General features: G+C 63.6%; 30 protein-coding genes and 1 pseudogene. 15 read left to right on the forward strand and 16 right to left on the reverse strand.

The window, feature by feature from the left end; genetic code table 11:
• The first annotated feature begins 6 nt into the window (after positions 1-6).
• Entirely contained in the window at positions 7-312 is a 306-nt protein-coding gene (locus AAA969_RS12735) for a hypothetical protein (RefSeq protein ID WP_338246430.1), read from the forward strand.
• Between the two features lie 24 nt (positions 313-336).
• Here AAA969_RS12735 and AAA969_RS12740 read toward each other — a convergent pair whose 3' ends face one another.
• The gene (locus AAA969_RS12740; protein WP_338246431.1) at positions 337-1,062 is read right to left on the reverse strand and encodes a class I SAM-dependent methyltransferase; all 726 of its coding nucleotides are present in this window, start codon (positions 1,060-1,062) and stop codon (positions 337-339) included.
• Here AAA969_RS12740 and AAA969_RS12745 point away from each other — a divergent pair.
• Complete coding sequence (locus tag AAA969_RS12745) at positions 1,061-1,615, forward strand: DUF4269 domain-containing protein (protein ID WP_338246432.1); 555 nt, start codon at positions 1,061-1,063, stop codon at positions 1,613-1,615. The genes AAA969_RS12740 and AAA969_RS12745 overlap by 2 nt on opposite strands.
• Here AAA969_RS12745 and AAA969_RS12750 read toward each other — a convergent pair.
• Together AAA969_RS12750 and AAA969_RS12755 are read right to left on the reverse strand one after the other, a co-directional pair.
• Positions 1,612-2,355: a 2OG-Fe(II) oxygenase gene (locus AAA969_RS12750; RefSeq protein ID WP_338246433.1), complete on the reverse strand. Its 744-nt coding sequence runs from the start codon at positions 2,353-2,355 to the stop codon at positions 1,612-1,614. The genes AAA969_RS12745 and AAA969_RS12750 overlap by 4 nt on opposite strands.
• A gap of 73 nt (positions 2,356-2,428) precedes the next feature.
• Positions 2,429-2,752 carry a TraR/DksA family transcriptional regulator gene (locus AAA969_RS12755; protein WP_338246434.1) on the reverse strand — a complete coding sequence of 108 codons (324 nt, stop codon included), beginning with the start codon at positions 2,750-2,752 and terminating at the stop codon, positions 2,429-2,431.
• A gap of 110 nt (positions 2,753-2,862) precedes the next feature.
• Between AAA969_RS12755 and AAA969_RS12760 the strand changes: the two genes are divergently transcribed.
• The 3 genes from AAA969_RS12760 (at position 2,863) to AAA969_RS12770 (ending at position 5,793) form a co-directional block, all read left to right on the forward strand.
• Entirely contained in the window at positions 2,863-3,360 is a 498-nt protein-coding gene (locus tag AAA969_RS12760; RefSeq protein WP_338246435.1) for a DinB family protein, read from the forward strand.
• A gap of 94 nt (positions 3,361-3,454) precedes the next feature.
• On the forward strand, positions 3,455-4,393 hold the full coding sequence (locus tag AAA969_RS12765) for an ABC transporter ATP-binding protein (RefSeq protein ID WP_338246436.1): 939 nt from the start codon (positions 3,455-3,457) through the stop codon (positions 4,391-4,393).
• Complete coding sequence (locus tag AAA969_RS12770) at positions 4,393-5,793, forward strand: ABC transporter permease (RefSeq protein WP_338246437.1); 1,401 nt, start codon at positions 4,393-4,395, stop codon at positions 5,791-5,793. Before AAA969_RS12765 ends, AAA969_RS12770 begins: the two co-directional genes overlap by 1 nt.
• Positions 5,794-5,918: 125 nt before the next feature.
• On the opposite strand, the gene rpsU is transcribed toward AAA969_RS12770, so the two are convergent.
• Positions 5,919-6,197 carry a 30S ribosomal protein S21 gene (gene rpsU, locus AAA969_RS12775; RefSeq protein ID WP_425325006.1) on the reverse strand — a complete coding sequence of 93 codons (279 nt, stop codon included), beginning with the start codon at positions 6,195-6,197 and terminating at the stop codon, positions 5,919-5,921.
• 46 nt (positions 6,198-6,243) lie between these two features.
• Here rpsU and AAA969_RS12780 point away from each other — a divergent pair, with 46 nt between their 5' ends.
• Positions 6,244-6,987, forward strand: coding sequence for a COQ9 family protein (locus tag AAA969_RS12780; RefSeq protein WP_338246438.1), 744 nt, complete (start codon positions 6,244-6,246; stop codon positions 6,985-6,987).
• A 1-nt stretch (position 6,988) separates the two neighbouring features.
• Here the strand turns inward: AAA969_RS12780 and AAA969_RS12785 are convergent, their stop codons facing one another.
• Genes AAA969_RS12785 through purE form a run of 3 tightly spaced genes read right to left on the reverse strand, consistent with a single transcriptional unit; the run spans position 6,989 to position 9,340 of the window.
• Positions 6,989-7,756 carry a metallophosphoesterase gene (locus tag AAA969_RS12785; protein ID WP_338246439.1) on the reverse strand — a complete coding sequence of 256 codons (768 nt, stop codon included), beginning with the start codon at positions 7,754-7,756 and terminating at the stop codon, positions 6,989-6,991.
• 40 nt (positions 7,757-7,796) lie between these two features.
• On the reverse strand, positions 7,797-8,876 hold the full coding sequence (locus tag AAA969_RS12790; protein WP_338246440.1) for a 5-(carboxyamino)imidazole ribonucleotide synthase: 1,080 nt from the start codon (positions 8,874-8,876) through the stop codon (positions 7,797-7,799).
• 5 nt (positions 8,877-8,881) lie between these two features.
• On the reverse strand, positions 8,882-9,340 hold the full coding sequence (gene purE, locus AAA969_RS12795) for a 5-(carboxyamino)imidazole ribonucleotide mutase (RefSeq protein ID WP_338247256.1): 459 nt from the start codon (positions 9,338-9,340) through the stop codon (positions 8,882-8,884).
• A 232-nt stretch (positions 9,341-9,572) separates the two neighbouring features.
• Between purE and AAA969_RS12800 the strand changes: the two genes are divergently transcribed.
• Positions 9,573-10,310: a GGDEF domain-containing protein gene (locus AAA969_RS12800; RefSeq protein ID WP_338246441.1), complete on the forward strand. Its 738-nt coding sequence runs from the start codon at positions 9,573-9,575 to the stop codon at positions 10,308-10,310.
• A 19-nt stretch (positions 10,311-10,329) separates the two neighbouring features.
• On the opposite strand, the gene AAA969_RS12805 is transcribed toward AAA969_RS12800, so the two are convergent.
• Both AAA969_RS12805 and AAA969_RS12810 read right to left on the reverse strand, forming a co-directional pair.
• Positions 10,330-10,542 carry a YdcH family protein gene (locus AAA969_RS12805; protein WP_338246442.1) on the reverse strand — a complete coding sequence of 71 codons (213 nt, stop codon included), beginning with the start codon at positions 10,540-10,542 and terminating at the stop codon, positions 10,330-10,332.
• A gap of 164 nt (positions 10,543-10,706) precedes the next feature.
• Positions 10,707-11,294, reverse strand: a complete 588-nt coding sequence (locus AAA969_RS12810; RefSeq protein WP_338246443.1) for a UbiX family flavin prenyltransferase — start codon at positions 11,292-11,294, stop codon at positions 10,707-10,709.
• A gap of 88 nt (positions 11,295-11,382) precedes the next feature.
• Between AAA969_RS12810 and AAA969_RS12815 the strand changes: the two genes are divergently transcribed.
• From AAA969_RS12815 to AAA969_RS12825, 3 genes are all read left to right on the forward strand, one after another.
• Positions 11,383-11,571 carry a YdcH family protein gene (locus tag AAA969_RS12815; RefSeq protein ID WP_338246444.1) on the forward strand — a complete coding sequence of 63 codons (189 nt, stop codon included), beginning with the start codon at positions 11,383-11,385 and terminating at the stop codon, positions 11,569-11,571.
• 92 nt (positions 11,572-11,663) lie between these two features.
• Positions 11,664-12,530: a tetratricopeptide repeat protein gene (locus AAA969_RS12820; protein ID WP_338246445.1), complete on the forward strand. Its 867-nt coding sequence runs from the start codon at positions 11,664-11,666 to the stop codon at positions 12,528-12,530.
• 97 nt (positions 12,531-12,627) lie between these two features.
• Positions 12,628-13,431 (forward strand): SDR family NAD(P)-dependent oxidoreductase, encoded by an 804-nt coding sequence (locus tag AAA969_RS12825; protein ID WP_338246446.1) that lies wholly within the window; start codon positions 12,628-12,630, stop codon positions 13,429-13,431.
• A gap of 75 nt (positions 13,432-13,506) precedes the next feature.
• Here the strand turns inward: AAA969_RS12825 and AAA969_RS12830 are convergent, their stop codons facing one another.
• Both AAA969_RS12830 and AAA969_RS12835 read right to left on the reverse strand, forming a co-directional pair.
• Positions 13,507-14,175, reverse strand: coding sequence for a DUF1013 domain-containing protein (locus AAA969_RS12830; protein ID WP_338246447.1), 669 nt, complete (start codon positions 14,173-14,175; stop codon positions 13,507-13,509).
• A 167-nt stretch (positions 14,176-14,342) separates the two neighbouring features.
• Positions 14,343-15,329 (reverse strand): NAD(P)H-quinone oxidoreductase, encoded by a 987-nt coding sequence (locus tag AAA969_RS12835; RefSeq protein WP_338246448.1) that lies wholly within the window; start codon positions 15,327-15,329, stop codon positions 14,343-14,345.
• 62 nt (positions 15,330-15,391) lie between these two features.
• Here AAA969_RS12835 and AAA969_RS12840 point away from each other — a divergent pair, with 62 nt between their 5' ends.
• From AAA969_RS12840 to AAA969_RS12850, 3 genes and pseudogenes are all read left to right on the forward strand, one after another.
• Positions 15,392-15,589, forward strand: a complete 198-nt coding sequence (locus AAA969_RS12840; protein ID WP_338246449.1) for a DUF1192 domain-containing protein — start codon at positions 15,392-15,394, stop codon at positions 15,587-15,589.
• 79 nt (positions 15,590-15,668) lie between these two features.
• Positions 15,669-16,196: a DUF1465 family protein gene (locus tag AAA969_RS12845; RefSeq protein WP_338246450.1), complete on the forward strand. Its 528-nt coding sequence runs from the start codon at positions 15,669-15,671 to the stop codon at positions 16,194-16,196.
• A gap of 161 nt (positions 16,197-16,357) precedes the next feature.
• Positions 16,358-17,283: pseudogene (locus AAA969_RS12850) on the forward strand (winged helix-turn-helix domain-containing protein).
• Between the two features lie 88 nt (positions 17,284-17,371).
• Here AAA969_RS12850 and rpmE read toward each other — a convergent pair.
• Positions 17,372-17,590, reverse strand: coding sequence for a 50S ribosomal protein L31 (gene rpmE / locus AAA969_RS12855; RefSeq protein ID WP_338246451.1), 219 nt, complete (start codon positions 17,588-17,590; stop codon positions 17,372-17,374).
• Between the two features lie 302 nt (positions 17,591-17,892).
• Here rpmE and AAA969_RS12860 point away from each other — a divergent pair, with 302 nt between their 5' ends.
• Entirely contained in the window at positions 17,893-18,795 is a 903-nt protein-coding gene (locus tag AAA969_RS12860; RefSeq protein ID WP_338246452.1) for an alpha/beta hydrolase, read from the forward strand.
• Positions 18,796-18,888: 93 nt separating this feature from the next.
• Here AAA969_RS12860 and AAA969_RS12865 read toward each other — a convergent pair whose 3' ends face one another.
• Genes AAA969_RS12865 through AAA969_RS12875 form a run of 3 tightly spaced genes read right to left on the reverse strand, consistent with a single transcriptional unit; the run spans position 18,889 to position 21,437 of the window.
• Positions 18,889-19,017 carry a hypothetical protein gene (locus tag AAA969_RS12865; protein WP_338246453.1) on the reverse strand — a complete coding sequence of 43 codons (129 nt, stop codon included), beginning with the start codon at positions 19,015-19,017 and terminating at the stop codon, positions 18,889-18,891.
• Positions 19,017-20,018 (reverse strand): cytochrome d ubiquinol oxidase subunit II, encoded by a 1,002-nt coding sequence (gene cydB, locus AAA969_RS12870; protein ID WP_338246454.1) that lies wholly within the window; start codon positions 20,016-20,018, stop codon positions 19,017-19,019. The genes AAA969_RS12865 and cydB overlap by 1 nt, the downstream gene beginning before the upstream one ends.
• 12 nt (positions 20,019-20,030) lie before the next feature.
• Complete coding sequence (locus AAA969_RS12875) at positions 20,031-21,437, reverse strand: cytochrome ubiquinol oxidase subunit I (protein WP_338246455.1); 1,407 nt, start codon at positions 21,435-21,437, stop codon at positions 20,031-20,033.
• A gap of 177 nt (positions 21,438-21,614) precedes the next feature.
• Here AAA969_RS12875 and AAA969_RS12880 point away from each other — a divergent pair, with 177 nt between their 5' ends.
• Positions 21,615-22,058, forward strand: coding sequence for an Rrf2 family transcriptional regulator (locus AAA969_RS12880; protein ID WP_338247258.1), 444 nt, complete (start codon positions 21,615-21,617; stop codon positions 22,056-22,058).
• Here AAA969_RS12880 and AAA969_RS12885 read toward each other — a convergent pair.
• Complete coding sequence (locus AAA969_RS12885) at positions 22,055-23,821, reverse strand: SulP family inorganic anion transporter (protein WP_338246456.1); 1,767 nt, start codon at positions 23,819-23,821, stop codon at positions 22,055-22,057. The two genes, AAA969_RS12880 and AAA969_RS12885, sit on opposite strands and share 4 nt — an antisense overlap.
• Between the last annotated feature and the right edge of the window lie 61 nt (positions 23,822-23,882).

Consider the following 23,882-nt stretch of genomic DNA (forward strand, 5'->3'; position numbering starts at 1 on the left):
AACCGCATGCTCGCAGAACTCGCTCTCGCCCTCGCTCTTGCACACGCCGCCAGCGACGCGGTGGCCGAGGACTGCACGTGGAACGGCATCGCGCTCTACGGTGATGTCGAGGTGGTCGAGAGCTTTCCCGATATCCGGGTCCAGGTCGTGACCAGCTTCCCCGACCTCAAGGTAAAAACCGTCACCTCCTTCCCCGACCGCTGCGGGGAATGGAAGTTCGTGACCAGCTTTCCCGATTTCACGATCCAGTTCGTGACCAGCTTTCCCGACATCAAGATCGAGTATGTGACCAGCTTTCCCGGACGTCCCTGACAGAACCCCCGCGCGGGCAAACCGTCAGCGTACGCCGGCCAGCCCGCGATAGACGAAGCCGGAGAATTTCGGGGTCTTGGGCGTGTAATCGGCTTCGAGACGGTCGATCCGGAAACCCCCATCCGCGATCAGCTTGTCCATCGGACGGGTCAGGTGACAGCCCCCGCCAATCGCCTTCCAGACCGGCTCCACCCGTCTCTGCCAGCGCGCGATCCCCGCATCCGCCGCCAACCCGTGCTCGACGAAGACCAGCTTGCCACCCGGCTTCAGAACCCGCCGCATTTCAGCCAGTGCGGCCTCATAGTCGGGGATGGTGCACAGGGTGAAGGTGAGCAGAACCGTGTCGATCGAGGCGTCCTCAACCGGCAGGGCCTCGCCCGGCGCGTCGATCAGCTCGACCGGGATGGACTGACCATCGATCGCGCGCCGCGCCTTGATCCGCATGCCCTCGGAGGGTTCAACGCCAACAATCTCGCTGACCCGCTCGCCGTCATAATAGGGCAGGTTGGTGCCCGACCCCATGCCGACCTCGAGCACCCGGCCTTCGGCCTCGGGCACCATGATCCGGCGATGCTTGAGGATCGGCTTCGACCCGCAGGCGCAAGCGATCAGATTGGGCAGGATGCGTTCGTTGTAGAATCCCATATCGCCCCCCTTTTCTTCCATTGATGCCGCAGGCTGGTCGTAGCCGGCCGACTTGTCCATCCAGATGATTGACAGCCAGGCCACATCGCGCGAGATCGCCACCATGACCGACCGTTTCCTGCCCTGCTCCGAAGCGCGCCGGATCCTGTCCAGAACCGGGCTGATGCGTCGCCTTGCCGCCTTCACGCCGCGCTGGGTGGGCTCCATCCCGCTCAATATCCACGGCTCCGGCGCCGACATCGATATTGTCTGCAGCGCCACCAATGGCCTCACCGCGTTTCGGATGGCACTGGAAGCCCTCGCTGCGGGCCTCCCGGGGTCCCGCGTCGATGACAATGAGCACGCCGGCGAAGCCTCGGTCATCGCCCGCCTCGTGGTCGAGGAAGTCCCGGTCGAGGTCTTCGGTCGCGAGCGACCGGTGGAAACCCATGAAAGCTATGTTCACTGGCTGGCCGAGCATCGCCTGCTCGGGCTCGCCGAGGACCGGCTCCGCGTCGATATCCGCGCAGCCAAGGCCGACGGCCTGAAGACTGAACCCGCTTTCGCGCACTGCCTGAAACTGGGCGGCGATCCCTGGGTCGAGCTGTTGAAGCTGGCCTCACCCGGCGATGACGCCCTGCGTGGCCTGATCCGCCGCGCGGGCTATACGACGCGCTAGCGCACCCCGGCTTCCGGACCCGGATCACGCCCCGTCCGCAACCAGCCCGTCACCGAGACCCGGTGTGCGGCGACGCCTGCCGCGACCGGGGTGACTTCATGCGGCTGCGGGACCTTGAACAGCGAGAGCGTATTGCCGCGCGGGACGAAACAGTCGGCGACCAGCCCGTCCCGGGTCTGGAACTCGAGCACACCGCCCCACTCACCCTGCCAGCCCTCGGACAGGGTCAGCACAAAGGCGGCCACGCGGTTCTTGCCGTCAACGCCATCATCATGCGTGGTCAGGAAATGGCCTTCGCGGTAACGCGTCAGCTGGGCGTCGGCAAAGCTGATCTCCGGCGCGTCCAGCAAATGCCGCATCGGATCGAGGAAGGCCGGGCTGTTGAGGGCTGCAAAGAGCTCGGCGAGCACGGGGGCCTCGGCGGCCAGCACACCGCCGTGGAACTTGTCGTAGAGCGGATAGGTCTCATAGAGATACTGGAAGCCCTTAGCCGCATCAGCCTGCACACGCAGATCAAACTCCGCGCGCTGGGCGGCGGGTAATTGCGCCATGGCGGCGGCATCAAGATCGAGATGGCGCCCACCGAGACGGGTCACCAGGGTCCAGCGCGGAACAGCCTCGATGGCTGCCAAGACGCGCGCGCTCGAAGCGGCGGACAGCGCGCCCGCAATCTGGCACCGCGTCAGGGCCCGCATCTGGTCGTGCGCTTCGCTTTGTGCCTGCGCTGACAGATCAAACATGCCTATCTCCCTCCAGCGCCAGTCTTCCAGAGACCGATGGCCGATTGAAGTGACAGGTCAGCAATTCACCGCCTCAGGCGCAGCCGGCACAGCGCGGCACGGCCGGGTCAATCTCCAGGCGAGCCGGCTCGATGGCCTCGCCGCACTCGACACACCAGCCGTAATCATCCTCGTCAATCCGCGCCAGGGCAGCATCGATCCGGCGTGTCTCCTGGACCCGCCGGGCATCGGAGGCCCGGGCCATGGCCTGGATCTGCATGGAATCCTGCCGCGACAGACGCCCCACCGATTGTTGGTCCAGTTCGACCGGCTTGCGGTCGTCTTTCGCGGCGCTGGAGAGGTCGAGTAATTCCTGGCGCAGGGCCAGAAGCTTGTTTCGGGCGTCTTCACTGCTCATGCGTGCTCACCCTTGCGTGCTTTTGCAACAGGGTCAGTATCGGCCCGAACAGGCCCGACGGCCAGTTGCATCAACACAGGCCCGACAGGCCCAGACGCGGAGATCGACGGATGCGCGACCACTTCCTTCAGCTGGCCGACTATAATGCATGGGCCAATTCCCGGATTTATGCCGCCACCCGCGCCATCGGACCCACCGCCCGGACGCGCGATATCGGCGCCTATTTCGGCTCCTTGCAGGGCACGCTGGCCCATATTCTCGTCGCCGACCATTTGTGGATGGCCCGCCTGCTCGACCAGCCCCCGCCCCATGCAACGCTGGACGCGACGCCAACCTCCGATTTCGACACCTTGTGGGCGGCCCGGCAGGAGCAGGATGCGGCGACACGGGCCTTCATTTCCGATCTGGGCGATCACGACATCGCTGCGGTTCTGGACTATCAGGACATGTCGGGCACCGCGCGGTCGTTGCCGCGCCGGGTCATCCTCACCCACATGTTCAACCACGCCACCCATCACCGGGGTCAGGCGCATCACCAACTGACACAGCTGGGCATGGCCGAGCCGCCAGCGCTGGACCTGCCCTACTTCGTGCTCGACCTGTTATGATCGCCCCGAAGCAGGGGACGGGTCGCTGTCCAATACCGGTGGCATCTGTCCACACGCCTGACTAGGCTTCGCTGCGACCATGATAGGGGGCATTATGTCCGAGACCATTCTCGAGCTTTCGAACGTTTCAAAGACCTATAGCGGCAAGCCGGCCGTGCGCGATGTGAGCTTCTCCGTCCAGCGCGGCCAGATTACCGGCTTTCTCGGTCCCAACGGCGCCGGCAAGACGACCAGCCTGCGCATGTCGCTCGGCATCCTGACGCCGGATAGCGGCACGGTGAGCCTGTTTGGCGGCCGGCCGCGGCCCGAGGCGCTCGACCGGGTCGGCTTCCTGCCGGAGGAGCGCGGCATTTATCGCAAGATGAAGGTGATCGATGTCATCGTCTTCTTCGCTCGCCTGAAAGGCGTCAGCGCCGCCGACGCCCGCAAGCGCGGGCTGGCCATGCTCGAGGAGTTCGGCCTGCCGGACGTGGCCGAGAGCAAGGTGAAGACGCTGTCCAAGGGCATGGCCCAGAAGGTCCAGATCATCTCCACCCTCGTGCACGAGCCGGAATTCATCATCCTCGACGAACCCTTTTCCGGTCTCGACCCGGTCAACCAGATGGCGCTGGAGCAGATCGTCCGCCGACAGGCCGAAGCCGGCCGCACCGTGCTCTTCTCGACCCATGTGATGGAGCATGCCGAACGCCTGTGCGACCAGATCGTGCTGGTCGCCAAGGGCCGCAAGGTCTTCGATGGCAGCGTCAAGGACGCCCTGGGCGAGGTTCCGCGCCGGGTCACGGTTGAAGTCACGTCCGACCATGACCTCTCCAGCTTGCTGGCAGGCAAGGGTGAGATCGCCCGCAGCGAGGAGGGCGGTCACACCGTCTGGACGATTGACCTCGGCAATGGCGTTGATGCCCAGGACGTGCTCAAGGCCTGCGTCGATGGCAATGTGAAACTGGCCCGCTTCGAGCCGGTTCGCGCGCATCTGCATGATGCCTTTGTCCATCTTGTCGGCGCCAGCGCCGCGACCGAAACGGAGGCCGTGTGATGCGTGCCATCTATCTCATCGCCCGCCGCGAATTCCTGTCCTATGTCGCCACCTGGGGCTTCTGGCTATCACTGGCCTCGGTGCCGCTCTTCATGGCGCTGGGCATCGGCATGCCGATCCTGATCGAGAACTCCCAGCCAACCCGCTACTACGTCCTCGTTGACGAGACCGGCGGCTCACTGGAGGCGGCCATCGAGGCGCAGGCCGAGGCCAGCCGGGCGGAAGACCTGGAACGGGCGCGCGAGGCGGCGCGAGACCTGTTTGGCGACATGCCGCAGATCGAAGCCGCGCTTGCCTCGCAGCCACAATTGTCCGATGAGCGCTATATTCGCATCGACGCCGGCACCACCAATCTGGACGAACTGCGGCCCTACCTGACCGGTGATACGACCTTCACCGCTGCCGATGGCGAGCATCGCCTTTTTGCGGCGATCTATCTGCGTCAAGGCGCGGATAGCGCGATCCAGATCGATTATTGGAGCGCCAATGTCTCGGACGGCGGCCTGCGCTCGCAGATCCGCAACGCCCTGCGCGCCTACATGCAGACGCAATTCCTCATTGATGCCGGCGTTGACCCGGGCCTGATCGAGACGGCAGACGACCTGACACCCTCTGTTCGCGAACTCAATCCGGAACGCACCGGTGACACGGCCGAAGTCACCGACGCTGAACGCATCCCTTTGGTTGTCAGCGCTATGACGGCCATTGGCCTGTGGGTGATCATCTTCTCCGTGGTCAACATGCTGCTGACGGCGATGATCGAGGAGAAGGGCAACAAGGTGCTGGAAATGATGCTGGCCTCGACCCGGCACCATGAAATTCTCACCGGCAAGCTGATCGGCGTCGCCGCCGTCTCTGCAACCCTGCTGGTGGTCTGGGGCGGGGTCGCCCTTCTTGGCACATTGGGCGTGCAACAGGTCGCGGCCTCGGCTGACATGCCAATCGCCGATATCCTCGCCGCCGTGCTGGATCCAGGCCTGCTTCTGCCGGCCCTGGGCTATTTCATCATCGGCTATCTGATGTATGGCGCCGTCTTCCTGGCCATCGGCTCGCTGTGCGAGACGCTGCAGGACGCCCAGACCCTGATGAGCCCGATGATGCTGATCATGATGGTCCCGCTGCTCCTCGTCATAGTGGCGCTCAAGTCGCCCGACAGCTCGATCGTCGCGATCGCCAGCTGGGTGCCTCTGTGGACGCCATTCATCATGCTGGCACGCTTGCCTCACGACATCGGCATCGTCGATATCGTCGGCACCACGGCGGCAATGATCGCCATGGCCGCCTTCGTGATCTGGGGCTCCGGCGTCCTGTTCCGCATGGGCGCCCTGAACCAGGCCAACCAGGACACGGTCAAGGGCTGGTTCGGGATGGGCGGCAAGAAAAAACCGGCGGCGTCCTGACGCTGCCGGTTACCGGCCGGGGCACATGTCCCGGCTGACCTGCTTGCTGGATTTCAGGCAAAAGGAAACCGCCGTGCCCGATCGGACACGGCGGTTTCACTTTATTCGCTTCAAGTCTGGCGACCCTAGCGGCGGGCTGTTCCACCACGCTTGGCGATAAGGCCTTCGCGTTGTGCCCGCTTGCGCGCCAGCTTGCGCGCGCGGCGAATGGCTTCAGCCTTTTGGCGAGCCTTCTTCTCCGAGGGCTTCTCGTAATGGTTACGACGCTTCATTTCGCGGAAAGTACCTTCCCGCTGCATCTTCTTTTTCAGCGCGCGGAGCGCTTGCTCCACGTTATTGTCGCGCACAACGATCTGTACGATGGCTCTCTCTCCATTAGGTTGGACGCGAGGGCCATTCCTCACGCCGCTAGTTCGCCAGAGGCGGGGCTACTAGCAGAGCTGCGACCACGTGTCCACACTGTCAGCACACACGGGTGAGGTGACGAAGTCACCGCACTGGTCTAGACAGATCGACATGATGGAAGCCGATACCCTGCCCCGCTCCGTGAAGGATAGCACACGCGACGCGCTTTTAGAGTCGATTCTACCGTTGGCCGCCTTTGATGGCTGGACCGAGGGAAGTTTCGCGGAAGCCTGCACCGATGCCGGCATCGACAAGGGCCAGGCCCTGCTGGCCTGCCCGCGTGGCGCGCTCGACCTGATCACCCACTGGTCACGGCAGCTGGATGGTGCCGTTGTGGCTGCTGTCCGGGCCGCAGACGTCAAGGCCATGAAGATCCGCGAGCGGGTTCGATTCGGGGTCATGGCGCGCCTTGAAGCCATCGGCCCGCATGAAGAGGCGGCCCGCAGGGCGCGCTCACGGCTGATGCTGCCCGATGCCGCCAAGGACGCGCCGCAACTGCTGTGGGCCACGGCAGACACGATCTGGCGGGCGATTGGCGACACCTCGACCGATGTCAATTTCTACTCCAAGCGCACCATCCTCGCCGGCGTCTATGGCTCCACCCTGTCGACCTGGCTCAACGAGGCCGATGCCGGGAAGGTCGACGCGCAGGCTTTCCTCGACCGTCGCATCCAGAATGTGATGGATTTCGAGAAGACCAAGGCCAACATCACCAAGCTCACCGCCGACCTGCCTGACCTGGCCGGTCTGCTTGGCAAGCTGCGCCACGGACCCGGCCCCCGGGTCTAGCTCAGCCCCAGCGCGGTGAGTGGAAGTAGGCTTCGCTGGCCGGCACCTGGACATAGTCACGCTCCGGCCAGCGCAAAGCGGTCAGGTGGCCGCCAAAGACGCAGCCCGTATCAATGCAGACGACATTGTTGCGCTCGCGGACCTCGGGTTCTGCGACATGGCCATGGACCACGGTCGGCTCGCCCCCGTAATTGCGGGCCCAGTCCATCCGGATCGGCAGACCGTGCTCGTCGCGATCACCAGACACCTCGCCATACATGGCAAAGGCCCGAACCCGCTTGCTGTCCTCGCCATGCATGTCAGCCGTCACGCCGGCATGGGCGACAATGAGACGACCCTGATCGAGCACCAGGTGATGGGGCAGCGTATCGAGAAAACCGGCCATCTCGCGATGGAAATGATCCGGCTCGGCCTGCATCTGCGCAATCGTCTCGGCAATACCGTGCGAGATCTTGACGTCACGCCCCATCAGCCAGCGGCGGAATTTGTCGTCATGATTACCGACCACGCAATAGCCGCGACCGGCCTCGACGGTGGACAGCACCGTGCGCAAGACGCCCGGCGTATCCGGCCCGCGGTCGACGAGGTCACCGAGAAAGACAAGGCGGCGGTCGTCAGGATGATGCCAGTCGTGATGGTCGCGCTGATCATAGCCGAGGCGTTCGAGCAGACGCTTGAGCTCGTCGAAACAGCCATGAATATCGCCGATCAGATCGAACGGGCCGCGATCATCGATGAAGGCACGCGGGTCGGGAGGTGTTCGGATCATGCCCATAACATAGGCAGTCCGGCCGGCATTGGAAGACGCATCAGAGCGGCGACAGACGGTTCACATGGCCCATCTTGCGGCCATCGCGGGTCTGGCGCTTGCCATAGAGGTGGAGCCGGGCCTGCGGGTCGGCCGACAGGGCTGGCCAGTCATCGGCATCATGGCCGATCAGATTGGTCATCACGCAGGCGGAGTGGGCCGACGGGTCGCCCAGCGGCCAGCCGGCCACCGCCCGCATATGCTGCTCGAACTGGTCACAGCCGCAGCCGTCCATGGTCCAGTGGCCGGTATTGTGAACGCGCGGCGCGATCTCGTTGACGATCAGGTCGCCATCGCCAAGGTCGAACAGCTCGACGGCAAACACACCGACATGATCAAGCCCGTCGCCGAGCGCCCGGGCAATCTCCAGGGCCCGTTCCTGGGTCGCGCGATCGACACCGGGGGCCGGCGCCGTGGTGGTCTTCAGGATGCCGTCACCATGCACATTTTCGGACAGGGGAAAGGCCAGGACCTCGCCACGGACCGACCGCGCCGCCACGACAGAGAGCTCGCGCGTGAAGGGCGCGGCGCCCTCGAGGATGGCGGGCTGCTCGCCGATCGCCTCCCACGCGCCGCGGGCGTCTTCCGCGTCACGGATCCAGGCCTGGCCCTTGCCGTCATAGCCGAAACGGCGGGTCTTCAGGACGGCCGGCAGGCCGATGTTTTCAATGGCCGCTTCCAGGCTGTCGATATCATCGACCTGGGCGAACGGAACTGTCTTCACGCCCTGCTGGTTGATGAAATGCTTTTCGATGAACCGGTCCTGGGTCAGCTCCAGTGACTTGGCACCGGGGCGCAAGGGCGCTGCGGCGGCCGCAATGGCAACGGTCTCGACCGGTACATTCTCGAACTCATAGGTGATCGCATCACAGCGACTGGCGAAATTCGCCACCGCACCGGCATCATCCCAGGGCGCGCAATAGCTGCGGGCGGCGACGCGGCTGGCCGGGCAATCCGGCTCGGGGTCATAGATATGGACGTCAAACCCGAGCGACGCTCCAGCATTGGCGAGCATGCGACCCAGCTGGCCGCCACCGAGAATGCCGATCACACTGCCGGGAAGAAGCGGCGCCTTGCTCATGTCGGTCAGTCCTCGACCGTCACCGGAACGCTATCGGTCTGGGCCTGACGCCAGGCGGCCAGTCGGGTGGCCACGCCGGCATCCATCAGGGACAGGATCGACGCCGCCAGCAGGCCCGCATTCTTGGCGCCGGCATCGCCAATCGCCAGCGTGCCAACCGGCACGCCGCCGGGCATCTGCACGATGGAGAGAAGACTGTCCTGGCCACTCAGCGTCTTGGATTTGACCGGCACACCGAGAACCGGAAGCGTCGTCATCGAGGCCACCATGCCTGGAAGGTGGGCCGCACCGCCCGCTCCGGCGATGACAATCTTGATGCCGCGATCGCGCGCGCCCTTGGAAAAATCAACCAGACGGTCCGGCGTCCGGTGGGCGGACACGACCTGCGTTTCATAGCCGATTCCCAGCTCGTCCAGCATGTGGGCGGCCTTCTTCATCGTCGGCCAGTCCGAGCGCGAGCCCATGATGATGGCGACGTCGACGGCCTGCGCCGAAGCGGGTGTGGAGACGGGAGTGGAGTGCGGCGAAACTTCGCTCATGACGCTTCCTGCGCGTGAAAAGGAAGCGCGCGACCATAGCTTCGCGCGCGTGCACGTCAAGAACATCCCGCAAAGCAAGGCAATTTGACCGCGTTTGACCGTTTCTTAACCACACTTGGCGAGCCTGAGCCTGAACAGAATCGAACTGGAACGTGCCATGCGCATCGGACCGACCGGCCCTACCGGGAATGTTTCCCGCACCAGCAAGACCGAAACTGCCCGTCGCGGCGGCCAGGCGAGCGCCAGCAGCGCACCGTCGGACAGCGCCTCGATCATGGGTGTCCCGGAAGCCGAGCTGACCCCGAATGTCCAGCGCGCCCTGTTGTCGCTGATGGGAGAGGTCGACCAGCTTCGCAAGGAAACCGAGCGCCTGCGCGGGCGTGTCCGCGAGCTGGAATCGCTGGCCGACCACGATGTCATGCTGCCCGTCCTTAACCGCCGCGCTTTCCTGCGCGAAGTCAGTCGCGCCCTCGCCTTGGCCGAGCGCCACAATGCGCCGTCAGCGCTGGTTTATTTCGACCTCAACGGCTTCAAGGCGATCAACGACCAATATGGTCATGCTGCCGGCGATGCCGCCCTGCACCACGTCGCCAACCTGCTCACCGCACATGTGCGCGAAACCGATGCTGTGGGACGACTGGGCGGTGACGAATTCGCGGTTGTTCTGACCCTGACAGGTGCCGACGGCGCCGAGAACAAGGCCCGTGAACTGGCCGAGCGGGTCTCGACGACGCCGTTCGACTATGCCGGACGCAAACTGACCGTCGGAACCGCATGGGGCTGCCAGCCCTTGCAGGCCGGTCACCGCGCCGAGGACATCATGGCGAACGCCGATGCCGCCATGTATGCCTGCAAGGAAGCCCAGAAAGCCGAGCGGACCCGCAAGCAGGCCTGACCGGGCCTGCCGCATTGGCTCAGGCGATGATGTCAGGCGTGAGCTGGTCTTCCAGGTGCGAGATCGTATCCTTGATCCGCAGCTTTTCTTTCTTCAGGCGCGCGTATTTGAGCTGATCGACCACCCCGTTGACCGTGAGGGCGTCGACTTCAAGATTGAGGGATTCATGCTGCTCCCGCAGGCGCTCGATCCGTTCGGTCAGGGCCTGCTGGTCCAGGTTTTCTCCATCCATTCCTCAGCCGTCTCTTTCTGGTCTGTTCCCGGACCGGTCATACCGGACGCGTGTTCGGTGTCGCAGCGACGACCGTCGTGCGGGCCGACCGGGCCATGCGCTTAGGCTAGCCGCATTCGGCGGTCAAATAAATTGCCGATCACGCTGCAGATGCGAACTGGGACCTAGCGCCGTCCACCCTCCAGGTCCTCGCCCCAGCGTCGGGTGCCGTCCCAGTCGAGCCCGAACAGGTCGAGCGCCCGACCCACGGACTGGTCAACCACATCGTCGATGGTTTTCGGCAGCGCGTAGAAGGCCGGCAGAGGGGGACAAATCACCGCACCCATTTCGGTCAGCGTTTGCATGGTTCGGAGGTGTCCGAGGTGGAAAGGCGTCTCGCGAACCATCAGGACGAGGCGGCGACGCTCCTTGAGAACGACATCGGCGGCGCGGGTCAAAAGGCTGGACGTCACCCCGGTGGCGATCTCCGACATGGTCTTCACCGAGCACGGGGCGATCAGCATGCCGCGGGTCGCAAACGAGCCCGAAGCGATCGGGGCGCCCACATCAGGCATCTTGTAGACATGGTCGGCCTTGGCGCGGAACTCCTTGATCGAAAACTCTGTTTCATAACCAAGCGTCATCTCGGCGGCCTTCGATGCAACCAGATGCGTTTCGATGCCAAGCACCTTGAGGGCTTCCATCGCGCGTATGCCGTAGATGATCCCCGAGGCGCCCGAGACACCCACAATCATCCGGTCCGGTTTCATCATAATATAACCTCGAAACGTTTCGTGAGTAGACATAAGGCGGGAACCTGTTTCAATCGAGCCTACCACTTCACAAGAGGGAGACGTCTCCATGCCCATCGAAGCCCGCATCCGTGAGCTCGACGCGAAACACATGCGTCTGGATACTCAACTCGACGAGGTCAAAAAGCACCCGTCGGCGGATTCCCTGGAACTGGCGCGCCTCAAGAAACAAAAGCTCCGAGTCAAGGAACAGATAGCCAGCTTGCGAACGCCGCCGCGCGAGACGCTGACCGGCTAGCTGATGACAATCGCGCAATGAACAAGGGGGCGGCTTTCGGGCCGCCCTTTTTGCGCGCTAGACTGCCCGAAACGACGTTTTTGGAGTTATCGATGCGATTGACCGCCCTTCTTGCTGCCAGCCTGCTGCTCATGCCGGCCCTGTCGTCGGCGAGCCATGCCCAGAGCCCGGCGGAAACCGCCGAATGTTCGGCCGGCCGCGCCGCCTTGGACCTCGGCAATAATGAGGAGGCGATCCGCCTGTTCCGCGCCTGCCTGGACGGCGCCGACCTCGACATGAACCAGGAGATCGGCGTCTACGCCGCGCTTGGCGCGGCCCTGCTCTCCGAACAGGATTTCCAGGCCGCCCTCGAGGCCTATAACTTTGCCTTCGCCATTGTCGAAACCAATGGCGCGCGCATGGTCGAGCCGACACTCTACCGCAATCGTGGCATCGCCCGCTCCGAGCTGGGCCAGTATGAGGGCGCGCTCAATGACCTCGAAACGGCCGCCGCCGCGGCTCCGAACGACACCCTGACCCAGATCACGCTCGGCGTTGTCTACCAGGCCCTGGATCGCGATGCCGATGCGGTTGTCGCGTTTGACACCGTGGTTCGCCTCGAACCGGACTGGATTGGCGCCTGGATCAACCGGGCCGGCGCTCTGCTGGATGTCGGCCTGACCGGACCGGCCGTCGACGATGCCCGCCGCGCCGTTGAACTCGACCCGGAATCGGGGACCACACTCAACATGCTGTGCTGGACCCTGATCCAGGACGGTCGTGCGGAAACCGCACTTCCCCTTTGCGAACAGGCGGTGGCAGCAGAGCCGGATATCGGCGCGATCGTTCACTCCCACGCAACGGCCCTGGAAGCGGTTGGTCGGATGAGAGAGGCACGCCCCCTGTTCCGGCGCGCCTGGCAGCTTTCGCCGGAAGACCCTGAAATCCTGCAGGACTACGAGCGCACCCACAATCCCTAGGGCCGGACGAGGTTGCGATGGATTGCCAGACAAGCCAGCCTGTGCAAGGTCAGCGGCCTTGAATGGCGCTCCAGCGCGCCGGCAATGAGGAAAAAACATGGGTGATCGCGTCGCTATCGTAACCGGAGGTGCCAACGGTATCGGCAAGGCGTGCGCGCGCCGCCTGTCGGAAGATGGCTGCCATGTTGTCATCGCCGATATTGACAGCAATGCCGGGCAGGCGCTGGCCGAGGAGCTTGGTTCCGACAAGGGCAAGGCCCTCTTTGTGTCCTGCAATGTCGCTGACCGCCTCGCCGTCAACAATCTCCTGTCCGAGACCCGCTCCACCTTCGAACGCCTTGACGTGCTGGTGAACAATGCCGGGATTGTCGCGGGTGGGGACATCCTAACCCTGTCCGAAAGCGATTTCGACAAGGTCATCGGGGTCAATTTGCGCGGCGCCTTCCTGGTCGCCCGCGAGGCCGCCCGGCAGATGGTCGACCAGATCGAGGAAGATGGTGAGCGGGCCGAGGATGTCCGTCGGCGCTACGCCATCATCAACATGTCCTCGGTCAATGGCGTCATGGCCTTGCCCGACCAGCTGGCCTATTGCGCAACCAAGGGCGCGATCAACCAGCTGACCAAGTCGATGGCGCTCTCGCTCGCCAAATACGGCATCCGCGTCAACGCGATCGGGCCGGGCAGCATCAACACGGATGTGCTCAAGGCCGTCGCCGACAATCCCGAGGCCATGGACAAGATCATGTCGCGGACGCCGCTGCAGCGGATCGGGGATCCCGACGAGATTGCTTCCGTCGCCTCCTTCCTGGCGTCGCGGGATGCCAGCTATATCACCGGCACGACGATCTATGCCGATGGGGGTCGCCTGGCGCTGAACTACACCGTCCCCAAGAGCAGCTAATCGCCGCCCGCCACGCAAAGAAAAAGGGCCTGGAACCAGTGGTTCCAGGCCCTTTTCGTAAGATAGTCGACTGCCCTATTCGGACTTGGGGCTGCCGAACAGGGTCTCGAGATCGATCTCGGCTTCCTGTTCCGGCTTCTCTTCCGCCTGGTGCAGGTCTTCCTTGGCCTTCAGCGTGTCTGTCAGCAGCTCGGGATTTTCCTCCTCGAGCTTGCGACGGCGGGCCGACGCCTTCTTGACCTGCTCGTCGAGGTCGATCTGGGTGCACAGGCCGAGCGAGACCGGATCGGTCGGCTTGATATTGGCCGAATTCCAGTGGCTGCGCTCGCGCACGGCCTGGATCGTCGTCTTGGTCGTTCCGATCAGCTTGGAGATCTGGGCATCGGCCAGCTCCGGGTGGTTGCGCACGAGCCAGGCAATGGCGTCCGGACGGTTCTGGCGGCGCGACAGCGGCGTGTAGCGCGGACCGCGGCGCTTGGCCGGCTGGTGCAGCTCGGAATATTTCGGCTTGATAACCGTCATGCGGTAGGTGGCTGTATCCTCCGCCTTCTGGATCTCTTCGCGCGTCAGCTGACCGTTGGAAATCGGATCGGCACCGCGCACACCCACTGCGACGTCGCCATCGGCAATGCCCTTCACTTCGAGCGGATGCAGGCCGCAGAAATCGGCGATCTGGTCGAAGGTCAGCGAGGTGTTGTCGACGAGCCAGACGGCCGTCGCTTTCGGCATCAGGATCTCGGTCATGGTCTCAGCTCCCAGAGGAAAAACTTCAAGGCAGAAAAACAAAAAAAGCCCGACGCGGCGGCCGGGCTTGGGCTTCCGACGCTGGCGGAAGGGTCTGCACCATCCAGCGGTTTGATGCCTTCATAACGCAGACTCTAGCCGCTGCAAAGACGGGGGCCCTGCACAAATCAGCAATCGAGAAGAATTTTTCCAGCGTGCGCGCCGGAATCGAGACGCGCGTGCGCGGCGCGCACATCCTCCAGCCGGAACCGGCTGTCGACCACCGGCGCGAGCTTGCCCGCCGCAATCCACGGCCAGACCGTTGCCTTCACCGCGGCAGCCAGTCGCGCCTTCTCGGCCAGGGGGCGGGCCCGAAGGGTGGAGCCGGTCAGGGTGATCCGCTTGAGCATGACCCGCATCAGGTCGAGCTCGACCCGGCTGCCGGTCAGGAAGGCGATCGAGACCAGGCGCGCGCCCATATTGGCGCAATTGATATTCTTCTGGACATAGGCGCCCCCCACCATGTCGAGGATCACGTCGGCGCCGCCGGCTTCGGTCACCACCGTCTCGAAATCCGCGTCGCGGTAATTGATCGCGATATCGGCGCCCAGGGTCTTGCAGAGCGCAACCTTGTCCGCGGTTCCGGCGGTCGCGATGACCCGGGCTCCAGCCGCCTTGGCCATCTGGATGGCGGTGGAGCCGATACCGCTTGTCCCGCCATGGACCAGGAATGTCTCACCGCGCGACAGCGCACCGATCTCGAACACATTTGTCCAGACGGTGAACACGGTCTCGGGCAGACCGGCTGCGTCCTCGACAGCCATACCATCCGGCACCGGCAGGACCGATCCGGCCGGCGCGATCGAATAGCGCGCATAGCCACCCCCGGCGACCAGGGCGCAGACCGCATCACCCGCTGCGAAACCCGACACGCCGTCGCCCACAGCCTCAACATGACCGGCTACCTCCAGGCCCAGACCCTCAGGAGCACCGGGCGGCGCCGGATAGAAGCCGAGACGTTCGATCTGGTCCGGACGATTGACGCCGCAAGCGACATTCCGGATCAGGATTTCGCCCGGCCCCGGTGTCGGCAGCGGCCGCGTCACCAGGTCCAGAACCTCAGGCCCGCCGGGTTCTCGGGCGATCACGATTTGATTGTCGCGGGTCTCGGTCATGGGACTTTGCCTTCCTTCGCGCTATGCTCTCGCCCACAAGAAACACCTGTGGAGGCCGAACCATGTTCCATGACGAGGACAGCATCGCAAGCCAACGCGCCAGACAAGGCATCATCCCTGGCGAGGACCTCAGCGCCCTGTCGCTGGATGACCTCGCCGAGCGCCGCGCCACGCTGGAAGCCGAGATCCGCCGCATTGAGGACATCACTGAGAAAAAGAAGACCGGGCTGAGCGAAGCCGACGCCGTGTTTAAGCTTTGATCAAACTCTTTGGGCACTCTGGCCCGAGCCTTGCTACGATTCGCTCATAGCCCGTGATCGACGCACGAATGGACGCGTAATGACCGATAGTCACACACCGACCCTCTTCCCCGCAGGCGGCGCACCCGCTGCCCGCGCCCAGGACTTCGCCGCTTCGGAGATGTTTCAGAAGCTGTTCCGCGAAGGCATGGACCTGGTCGAGGAGACCGCGAGCTATCTCGATGGTCCGGGTCGTGACGACTCCAAGTCGCTCGATCGGGCCGGCGCGCTGTCCTATGCAACCGAAAGCATGAAGCTGACGACACGCCTGATGCAGGCCGCGTCCTGGCTGCTGGCGCAGCGGGCTGTTGCCGAAGGCGAAATGTCGGCCGAGAGCGCGACCGACGGCAAGTATCGCCTGTCAGCCGATCGACCGAGCGAGAATCTGTGGCCGGAAAGCGAAACCCCGCCAGCCATTCTCGGCGACCTCGTTCGTCGCTCCCGCTCGCTCTATGCCCGCCTCAAGCGCATCGATGATAATCTCTATGTCGACGGCGTGCTCGACGCGGAAGCCAATCCGGTCGCCGACCAGATGGCCATGCTGCGCGGCGCTTTCGGGCAGCGCTAGGCCAGGCTGGCCGGTCAACGGTCCATCTTCTGGCTACGGGGACATTGAACCGCTGACAGGGATAGACCGCGCTCCGTTGTGCACCCGCAGTTTTGTTTGGTTCACACCGCCTGAACGGGCTACGATCTCTGCGATGCAGCGGGTTCCACACAGGGGCGGCCATGATTCCTGATTACCAGACCCTGATGCGGCCGGTGTTGAATGCGTGCGCGAACGGCGAAGTAAAAGTTTCGCAAGTCGTGACCGAAATGGCAGACGGCCTTGCTCTTACAGACGCTGAACGTACCGAGATGCTGCCTTCAGGCAAGCAAACCGTATTCGCGAACAGGGTGCACTGGGCCAAAACTTATCTAAAGCAAGCAGGCTTGGTCAGCTCCACCCGACGTGGCTATTTCGTGATCACGGACCGCGGCCGGGAGGTGCTGAAGGATACAAGCCTAAAAATCAACTCCTCATATCTCGCCCGCTTTAGCGAGTTCCAGGATTTCCAATCTCGAAGCAAAATCGGGGATGATACCGTTCAGACTGAACCGGATGGAATCGGGACTAGTGATGCCGACGCAACACCCGATGAACAGCTCCGTATTGCGTTCAAGCGGATCAATGATGCGCTAGCCGCCGAGTTGCTCGCCAAGATGCGAGAGACCACGCCGGCATACTTTGAGGACCTCATCGTCCAGCTGTTTGTTGCGATGGGGTATGGCGGCACAGCCGAAGATGCTGGTCGCTCATTGGGGCGCACGGGTGACGATGGCGTTGACGGGGTTATCGATCAGGACATTCTCGGAGTGGATCAAGTCTATATTCAAGCCAAGCGGTATGCTGAAGGCAACAATGTGGGCTCAGGGGCGATCCGGGACTTTTTGGGGCGTTGAGTTTGAAGAAAGCCCAAAAAGGTGTCTTCGTAACAACCTCAGACTTCTCGCGCGGAGCGCGCGACACGGCGGCGGGGCTTGGGTCGCGGATTGTGCTAATTAGCGGTCTGGAATTAGCCCGGTTAGCGCTTCGATACGGGATCGGGTGCCGGACCGAAAGCACTTTGGTATTGATGCGTATCGACGAAGAGTTTTTCGACCAGCCTGCCTAGCTGACACCATTCCAATAGAGTCCAACAAAAACGCGGCACCTTTCGGCACCGCGTTTTGCATTTTCTTGTCGCGAGAAAGCCGAAAGACTTACGCGAAGCCCTTGAACTTGTCCTTGAAGCGCGAAACGCGGCCGGCGCGGTCAAGCAGGTGCTGGTTTCCGCCGGTCCAGGCCGGGTGCGACGTCGGATCGATGTCGAGGTTGATGGTGTCGCCTTCCTTGCCCCAGGTGGATTTGGTCTGGAAGGTGGTCCCGTTGGTCATCACAACATTGATGATGTGATACTCGGGATGGGTATCCTTTTTCATCGGTCCGGCTTTCTGTTGTCGGCCGCGCAACGGGATTACGTTGCCCCGCACGCAGCACATGTAAACTCAGGAGCGCGGCTGATACCTGAAGAAGCCTTGCGAGGCAAGCGGGCTCTGGAGTCTCGGTGCGCGGCCGCCATTCAGGATGCCAAGCCGGCTCCACCCGGCTCCATCGGTATCGGCCCCAACCCACCCGCACGGCGCGCCTCTCGTCGACCGGCTGAAACGGTGCAGGCCCACTTGCACAGACGGGTGAAATCGAGCAGCGTGCCGAAGCCGCACCTGCACCCCGGAGTTGTCCCGTGCCGCAACTGATTGTCCTGTTCGTGCTTCTGGTCTTTGCCCCGGGCCTTGTCCTGGCACAGGCGAACGCCCCCGCATCCCCCGTCTCTGACGGTACCCCGATCACCTTTGGCACCAGCCATCGGATCGACTCGGCCATTCTGGGTGAGCCCCGGACGCTCACTGTCTGGCTCCCGCCCGGCCACGACACCGCCGAGACGCCCTACACCGTGCTCTACCTGATCGATGGCGGCGTCGAGCAGGACTACCCCCACATTGCCGGCCTGGCGCAGCTGGGTGTTGTCGGCTGGCAATTCCAGCCGCTGATCGTGGTCGGCATCGAGACCGGTGAGCGCATTCATGAGCTCACGCCGGCTCCGCAGGACCCGCGCTATCGTGACAGCTTCGACACCTCAGGCGGCGCTGCCGATTTCCGCGCCTATATCGCCGAGGAGGTCATCCCCTTCATCGAAAGCCACTACCGGGTGGGGGAGCGGCGCGCCATCATCGGGGAAAGCCTGGCCGGCCTGTTCATCGTCGACACCCTGCTGGAGCAACCTGACCTGTTTGACGACTACATCGCCGTCTCGCCCAGCCTGTGGTGGGATGACCAGGCGGCCAGCCAGGGTGCCGCGGAACATCTGGTAGCGGCCAACCGTGAGGACTGGCGCCTCTACCTCACCATGGCGGATGAAGGCGGCACCATGCAGTCCGGGCTGGATCGTCTGCTCACCGCGCTTCAGGACACGCCGGGCGCGCCGGACTGGCGCTATGTGGACCGCCGTGACAGCGAGACCCACGCCACGGTCTTCCACCCGGCCGCCCTCGACGCCCTGCGCTGGCTCTACAGCTACCCGCCCTATGATTACGGCCCAGCCCCCTGGTATCTGCGCGAGGATGCCAGCCCGGGTGATGACGACTAGCAGAGACGGGTCAGCACGACGATCATTGGACCCCGGTCCGGCGCTTTGCCGCCATGACCGGGCGGATGCGACCAGGCGGGGTCTGCCGGGCGGCTAGATCACCAGCTTGATCAGCAGGCTGAGGAGCAGCACGGCGCCCACGCCCAGAACCCAGAGGCCGACAAACCAGGCGATCTCCCGGGGACCGGTCTTGTCGATGTGTGTCTCGCGGTCTTCCAGCATCAGTGATACCCCGCCTCCGGATCGACCTTGCCGCGGAAGACCCAGTAGGAATAGGCCGTGTAGGCAAGGATGAGCGGCAACAGGACCAGCGCGCCAACCAGCATGAAGAGCAGGCTGGAATCAGGGGCCGCGGCCGCCTGGATGGTGATCGCGCGCGGCACGATATAGGGCGCGATGGAGATGCCCAGGCCGGCAAAGCACAGCGCAAACAAGCCGATCGTGGCGGGAAACGGGATCTGGTCATTCCGCTTGAGCAGGCCCCAACCCAGCAGCAATGCCAGCAGCGCCGTCAGGATCGGCACGGGCACCACAAACAGCAGACGCGGATAGCTGAACCAGTGATCGGCGATCTGCGGTGAGAGGAAGGGCGTCCACAGGCTGACCACACCGACAAAGGCAAGCATGGCAAGCGCGGCGCGGCGGGCGTGGCGATAGGCCGTATCGCGCAGCGCGCCCTCGGTTTTCATGACCAGCCAGGTCGAGCCAAGCAGCGCATAGCCACTGACGAGGGCGATGCCGCAGGTCAGCGTGAAGGGCGTCAGCCAGTCCCACCAGCCGCCGCCATAGGCGCGGCCATCGACCTCGATGCCCTGCACGAACGCGCCCAGAACGATCCCCTGGCAGAAGGTGGCGAGGACGGAGCCGAAGAAGAAGGAACGGTCCCAGATCTTCTCATGCGCCTTGTCACGCCAGCGGTATTCGAAGGCAACGCCGCGAAAGACCAGCGCCAGGATCATGATGATGAACGGTGCGTAGAGCGCCGGCATCACCACGGCATAGGCGAGCGGGAAAGCGGCAAACAGGCCGCCGCCGCCGAGCACCAGCCAGGTCTCATTGCCGTCCCAGACCGGCGCGACCGAATTCATCGCCACATCGCGATCGCGGTCACTGGCGAGAAAGGGAAAGACGATCCCGATGCCGAGGTCGAAGCCATCGAGAATGACGTAGATGAAGATGGCGAGGGCGAGCAGGCCGGCCCAGATGGTTGGCAGATCAAACATGGGTCCTGTCCTCTATTCGGCTTGGCGCGCTTCGGGACGCTGGGCGGCGAGCTGGGTCGTGCCGGCAGAGCGTGTCAGCGTCCCCGGAAGCGGTGGCAGGTCAGACGGCCGCTTGTTCATCATCTTCAGGATGTAATAGGTGCCCGCCCCGAACAGCACGAAATAGACGATGATGAAGGCGATCAGCGAGGCTGCAACGGCCGGAGCCTCGACCGGCGCGATGGAGTCGGCGGTCAGCAGGTGGCCGTACACCGTATAGGGCTGACGCCCGACCTCGGTAGTGATCCAGCCCGCCAGCACGGCGACAAAACCGGCCGGCCCCATCATCAGCGCGGCGCGATGGAAGAGTGGCGCGTCATAAAGCCTGCCGCGCCAGCGCAGGACCAGGCTAGTCAGGCCGACCAGCACCATCAGCAGACCAATCCCGACCATCACCCGGAAGCTCCAGAACACGATGCTCACCGGCGGCTGAAGCTCGTCCGGAACGGTATCGAGACCGGCCAACGGCGCGTTGAGATCATGGCGCAGGATCAGGGAAGAGAGTTTGGGAATGCCGATCGCGTAGTCCAGCTCCTGGTTCTCATCATCGGGAATGCCGAACAGGTAGAGCGGGGCCCCATCGGGGTGGCTCTCGTAATGGCCTTCCATCGCCATCACCTTCACCGGCTGGTGCTCGAGCGTGTTGATACCGTGAAAGTCACCGGCCACGACCTGCAACGGGGCAACGATCGCCGCCATCCACATGGCCATCGAGAACATCTTGCGCGCCTCGGCATTGGTCCGGTCGCGCAGCAGGTGAAGCGCACCCACCGCGCCGACCACGAAGGCCGTCGTCAGATAGGCCGCCAGCACCATGTGCAGGAGACGGTAGGGGAAGGACGGGTTGAAGATGATTTCGAGCCAGTTTTCCGGCACGAACTGGCCGACCTCATTGATCGAAAAGCCTGCCGGGGTCTGCATCCAGCTGTTCACCGACAGGATCCAGGTTGCCGACAGGAGTGTACCGAAGGCCACCATAACCGTCGCACCGAAGTGCAGGCTCTTCGAGACCCGGCCCATGCCGAACAGCATCACACCGAGAAAGCCGGCCTCGAGGAAGAAGGCGGTCAGGACCTCATAGGCCATCAGCGGCCCGACCACGGGTCCGGCCCGGTCCGAGAACACGCTCCAATTCGTGCCGAACTGGTAGGACATGACGATGCCCGACACCACGCCCATGCCGAAGGCGACCGCAAAGATCTTCCGCCAGTATTTGAACAGGTTGAGATAGACCGGATTGTCGGTCTTCAGCCACATCCCCTCGAGCACCATGAGATAGGAGGCGAGCCCGATCGAGAAGGCGGGAAAGATGATGTGGAAGCTGACCGTGAAAGCAAACTGGATTCGCGCCAGCACCACGGCGTCGAAGGCTTCAAACATGACAGGGATCCTACTCGATTGACCGTCGACACTTAAAGTGTCATCTGAAATGCGACTTAAAGCACGAGCGCGTCATGTCCAATGCGCCGATTGTCGCACGGGCGCTCCCCAAGACGGTCGCCCCCCCTTGGGCGCAGACAAAACCGCTGCAAGCGACACAGGGAGGCCGATATTCGCCTGACAGCCTACACGAATTACGCGCTGCGGACGCTGATGTTCTGCGCGCTTCATCCGGACCGAACGGTCCGTGTATCCGACATCGCTGCGGCCTACGGGATCTCGCGCGCGCACCTGATGAAGGGGGCGCGACAATTGGGCCAGCTGGGCTATCTCAAGACGGTCCGCGGGCGGTCCGGCGGCATCCGCCTCGGCATGGCCGCGGACGACATCGTGATCGGCCACGTTGTCCGCCACACCGAGGGCGACCTGGACCTGGTCGAGTGCTTCAACCCTGACACCAATACCTGCCCGCTCATGGACGTTTGCAAGCTGAGCCGTCTGTTCCGGAGAGGCCTCGCCGCCTTCCTCGCGGAGCTCGACACTGTCACGCTCGCCGAGATGGTCGCCGATGGACCACGCCTGCTTGAACGGCTCGCACCCCGACCGGCGGACCCGGGCTAGACGTCGCGCCCGCTGTCCGGGTCGGCGGTCCCGAGAGCTGACCGGGCGCACGCGGCATCGAGATCCTGGATGGCTTCATACTGGTTCAGATAGACATGACCGGTCAGCTCATCGAGGAAATGGGTCCGCTTGAGCTTGTCCATCACCGGGCCCTTCACTTCCGACAGATGGAGCGTGACCCCGCCATCCCGCAGACGCAGATTGATCGCCTCGAGACTCTCGAGCGCACTGGCGTCGATATGATTGACCGCCGGACACATCAGGATGAGATGCTTGAGGTCCGGACGCTTGCCGAGGACATCATAGATCGTGTCCTCGAGGAAGCGGGCATTGGCAAAGTACAGGCTTTCATCGATCCGGATGGTGATGACGCTGTCCGAGCTGATCACATCATAGCGGTCGACATTGCGGAAATGATGCGTGCCCGGCACCTGTCCCACGACCGCGAAGTGCGGCCGGCTGGTGTTGTAGAGGTGCAGCAGCAGCGAGAGGACCACCCCGGTGGTGACGCCCAGCTCCACGCCAAGGCCGAGCGTGACCAGAATGGTCGCCGCCATCGCGGCAAAGTCTGACTTCGAATAATTCCACACCGTGCGCAGGGCGGTGATGTTCACCAGCGACAGGACGGCAACAATAATGGTGGCCGCAAGGACCGCCTGGGGCAGGAAGTAGAGGTAGGGCGTCAGGAAAAGGGTCGCGAGCGCGATCCCGATCGCGGTAAAGGCGCCCGCTGCCGGGGTCTCTGCCCCGGCATCGAAATTGACGGCGGACCGAGCCAGCCCGCCGGTCACCGGATAGCCGCTCGAGAACCCGGCCGACAGGCTGGCGGCGCCGAGCGCGACCAGCTCCTGGTTGGGATCGATGCGTTGGCGTTTCTTGGCCGCCAGAGTCTGGCTGACGGAAACCGATTCGACGAAACCGATCAGGCTGATCAGCGCGGCCGAACCGAGCAGCTGCATCCACAGATCCTGGTCGAAGCGCGGCATGCCGAGCGAGGGCAGCGTACGCGGAACATCGCGGAGAATCCGGACACCCTCATCGGCCAGTCCCATGCCCGCCACGATCAATATGCTGGCGACCACGGCAAAGACGGGTCCGGCCCTCGCGATGATCGTGGCCGCCTTGTCGCCAAGCCCAGCACGCCTGAGCAGGGGCTTCAGCTGACCGCGGACCCAGAACAGGAAGAGGAGGGATCCGGCGCCGAGATATAGCGTTGGCAAGTTGGTCTGGGGCAGGTTTTCGATGAGCGCGCGGCCAATCTCGAACAGGTTATGACCGCCCGCATTGACGCCCAGAATGTGCTTGAGTTGCGAGGCGGCGATGATGATGCCGGACGCGGTGATGAAACCTGACACCACCGGATGGCTCAGGAAGTTGGCCAGGAACCCCATCCGGAACAAACCGAGCAGCAGCAGGATCGCGCCCGACAAAACAGCCAGGATCACGGCCGCTTCAATGTATTGGGGCGTTCCGGTCGCGGCGATCTTTGCCGCCGCCGCGGCCGTCATGAGCGAAAGAATGGCAACCGGCCCGACCGCCAGCTGGCGACTTGTTCCGAACAGGGCATAGGCGAAGAGCGGCAGGATGGAGGCATAAAGCCCCACCTGCGGCGGCAGCCCGGCCAGCAGGGCATAGGCGAGGGATTGCGGGATCAGCATAATCGTGACGATCAGCGCCGCCACCATGTCATTGACAAAGGTCTCACCCCGATAGCGCCGCCCCCAGTCGAGGATCGGAAGATATTTTGCCAGTTTGAACGACATCACATGCGCACTCCGCAGTCAGGCCCTGAGCCGTTGGCGCCAGCCCTGTTTGATTACCCGA

This window comes from Maricaulis maris (genome assembly GCF_036322705.1).
GTDB lineage: Bacteria > Pseudomonadota > Alphaproteobacteria > Caulobacterales > Maricaulaceae > Maricaulis > Maricaulis maris_B.

Excerpts from the sequence above, each read along its gene's own strand:
- AAA969_RS12735 (WP_338246430.1), top strand. The coding sequence starts at position 7 with ATGCTCGCAGAACTCGCTCTCGCCCTCGCTCTTGCACACGCCGCCAGC.
- AAA969_RS12745 (WP_338246432.1), top strand. The coding sequence starts at position 1,061 with ATGACCGACCGTTTCCTGCCCTGCTCCGAAGCGCGCCGGATCCTGTCC.
- AAA969_RS12740 (WP_338246431.1), bottom strand. The coding sequence starts at position 1,062 with ATGGTGGCGATCTCGCGCGATGTGGCCTGGCTGTCAATCATCTGGATG.
- AAA969_RS12750 (WP_338246433.1), bottom strand. The coding sequence starts at position 2,355 with ATGTTTGATCTGTCAGCGCAGGCACAAAGCGAAGCGCACGACCAGATG.
- AAA969_RS12755 (WP_338246434.1), bottom strand. The coding sequence starts at position 2,752 with ATGAGCAGTGAAGACGCCCGAAACAAGCTTCTGGCCCTGCGCCAGGAA.
- AAA969_RS12760 (WP_338246435.1), top strand. The coding sequence starts at position 2,863 with ATGCGCGACCACTTCCTTCAGCTGGCCGACTATAATGCATGGGCCAAT.
- AAA969_RS12765 (WP_338246436.1), top strand. The coding sequence starts at position 3,455 with ATGTCCGAGACCATTCTCGAGCTTTCGAACGTTTCAAAGACCTATAGC.
- AAA969_RS12770 (WP_338246437.1), top strand. The coding sequence starts at position 4,393 with ATGCGTGCCATCTATCTCATCGCCCGCCGCGAATTCCTGTCCTATGTC.
- AAA969_RS12785 (WP_338246439.1), bottom strand. The coding sequence starts at position 7,756 with ATGATCCGAACACCTCCCGACCCGCGTGCCTTCATCGATGATCGCGGC.
- AAA969_RS12790 (WP_338246440.1), bottom strand. The coding sequence starts at position 8,876 with ATGAGCAAGGCGCCGCTTCTTCCCGGCAGTGTGATCGGCATTCTCGGT.
- purE (WP_338247256.1), bottom strand. The coding sequence starts at position 9,340 with ATGGGCTCGCGCTCGGACTGGCCGACGATGAAGAAGGCCGCCCACATG.
- AAA969_RS12800 (WP_338246441.1), top strand. The coding sequence starts at position 9,573 with ATGCGCATCGGACCGACCGGCCCTACCGGGAATGTTTCCCGCACCAGC.
- AAA969_RS12805 (WP_338246442.1), bottom strand. The coding sequence starts at position 10,542 with ATGGATGGAGAAAACCTGGACCAGCAGGCCCTGACCGAACGGATCGAG.
- AAA969_RS12810 (WP_338246443.1), bottom strand. The coding sequence starts at position 11,294 with ATGATGAAACCGGACCGGATGATTGTGGGTGTCTCGGGCGCCTCGGGG.
- AAA969_RS12815 (WP_338246444.1), top strand. The coding sequence starts at position 11,383 with ATGCCCATCGAAGCCCGCATCCGTGAGCTCGACGCGAAACACATGCGT.
- AAA969_RS12820 (WP_338246445.1), top strand. The coding sequence starts at position 11,664 with ATGCGATTGACCGCCCTTCTTGCTGCCAGCCTGCTGCTCATGCCGGCC.
- AAA969_RS12825 (WP_338246446.1), top strand. The coding sequence starts at position 12,628 with ATGGGTGATCGCGTCGCTATCGTAACCGGAGGTGCCAACGGTATCGGC.
- AAA969_RS12830 (WP_338246447.1), bottom strand. The coding sequence starts at position 14,175 with ATGACCGAGATCCTGATGCCGAAAGCGACGGCCGTCTGGCTCGTCGAC.
- AAA969_RS12835 (WP_338246448.1), bottom strand. The coding sequence starts at position 15,329 with ATGACCGAGACCCGCGACAATCAAATCGTGATCGCCCGAGAACCCGGC.
- AAA969_RS12840 (WP_338246449.1), top strand. The coding sequence starts at position 15,392 with ATGTTCCATGACGAGGACAGCATCGCAAGCCAACGCGCCAGACAAGGC.
- AAA969_RS12845 (WP_338246450.1), top strand. The coding sequence starts at position 15,669 with ATGACCGATAGTCACACACCGACCCTCTTCCCCGCAGGCGGCGCACCC.
- rpmE (WP_338246451.1), bottom strand. The coding sequence starts at position 17,590 with ATGAAAAAGGATACCCATCCCGAGTATCACATCATCAATGTTGTGATG.
- AAA969_RS12865 (WP_338246453.1), bottom strand. The coding sequence starts at position 19,017 with ATGCTGGAAGACCGCGAGACACACATCGACAAGACCGGTCCCCGGGAG.
- cydB (WP_338246454.1), bottom strand. The coding sequence starts at position 20,018 with ATGTTTGATCTGCCAACCATCTGGGCCGGCCTGCTCGCCCTCGCCATC.
- AAA969_RS12875 (WP_338246455.1), bottom strand. The coding sequence starts at position 21,437 with ATGTTTGAAGCCTTCGACGCCGTGGTGCTGGCGCGAATCCAGTTTGCT.
- AAA969_RS12885 (WP_338246456.1), bottom strand. The coding sequence starts at position 23,821 with ATGTCGTTCAAACTGGCAAAATATCTTCCGATCCTCGACTGGGGGCGG.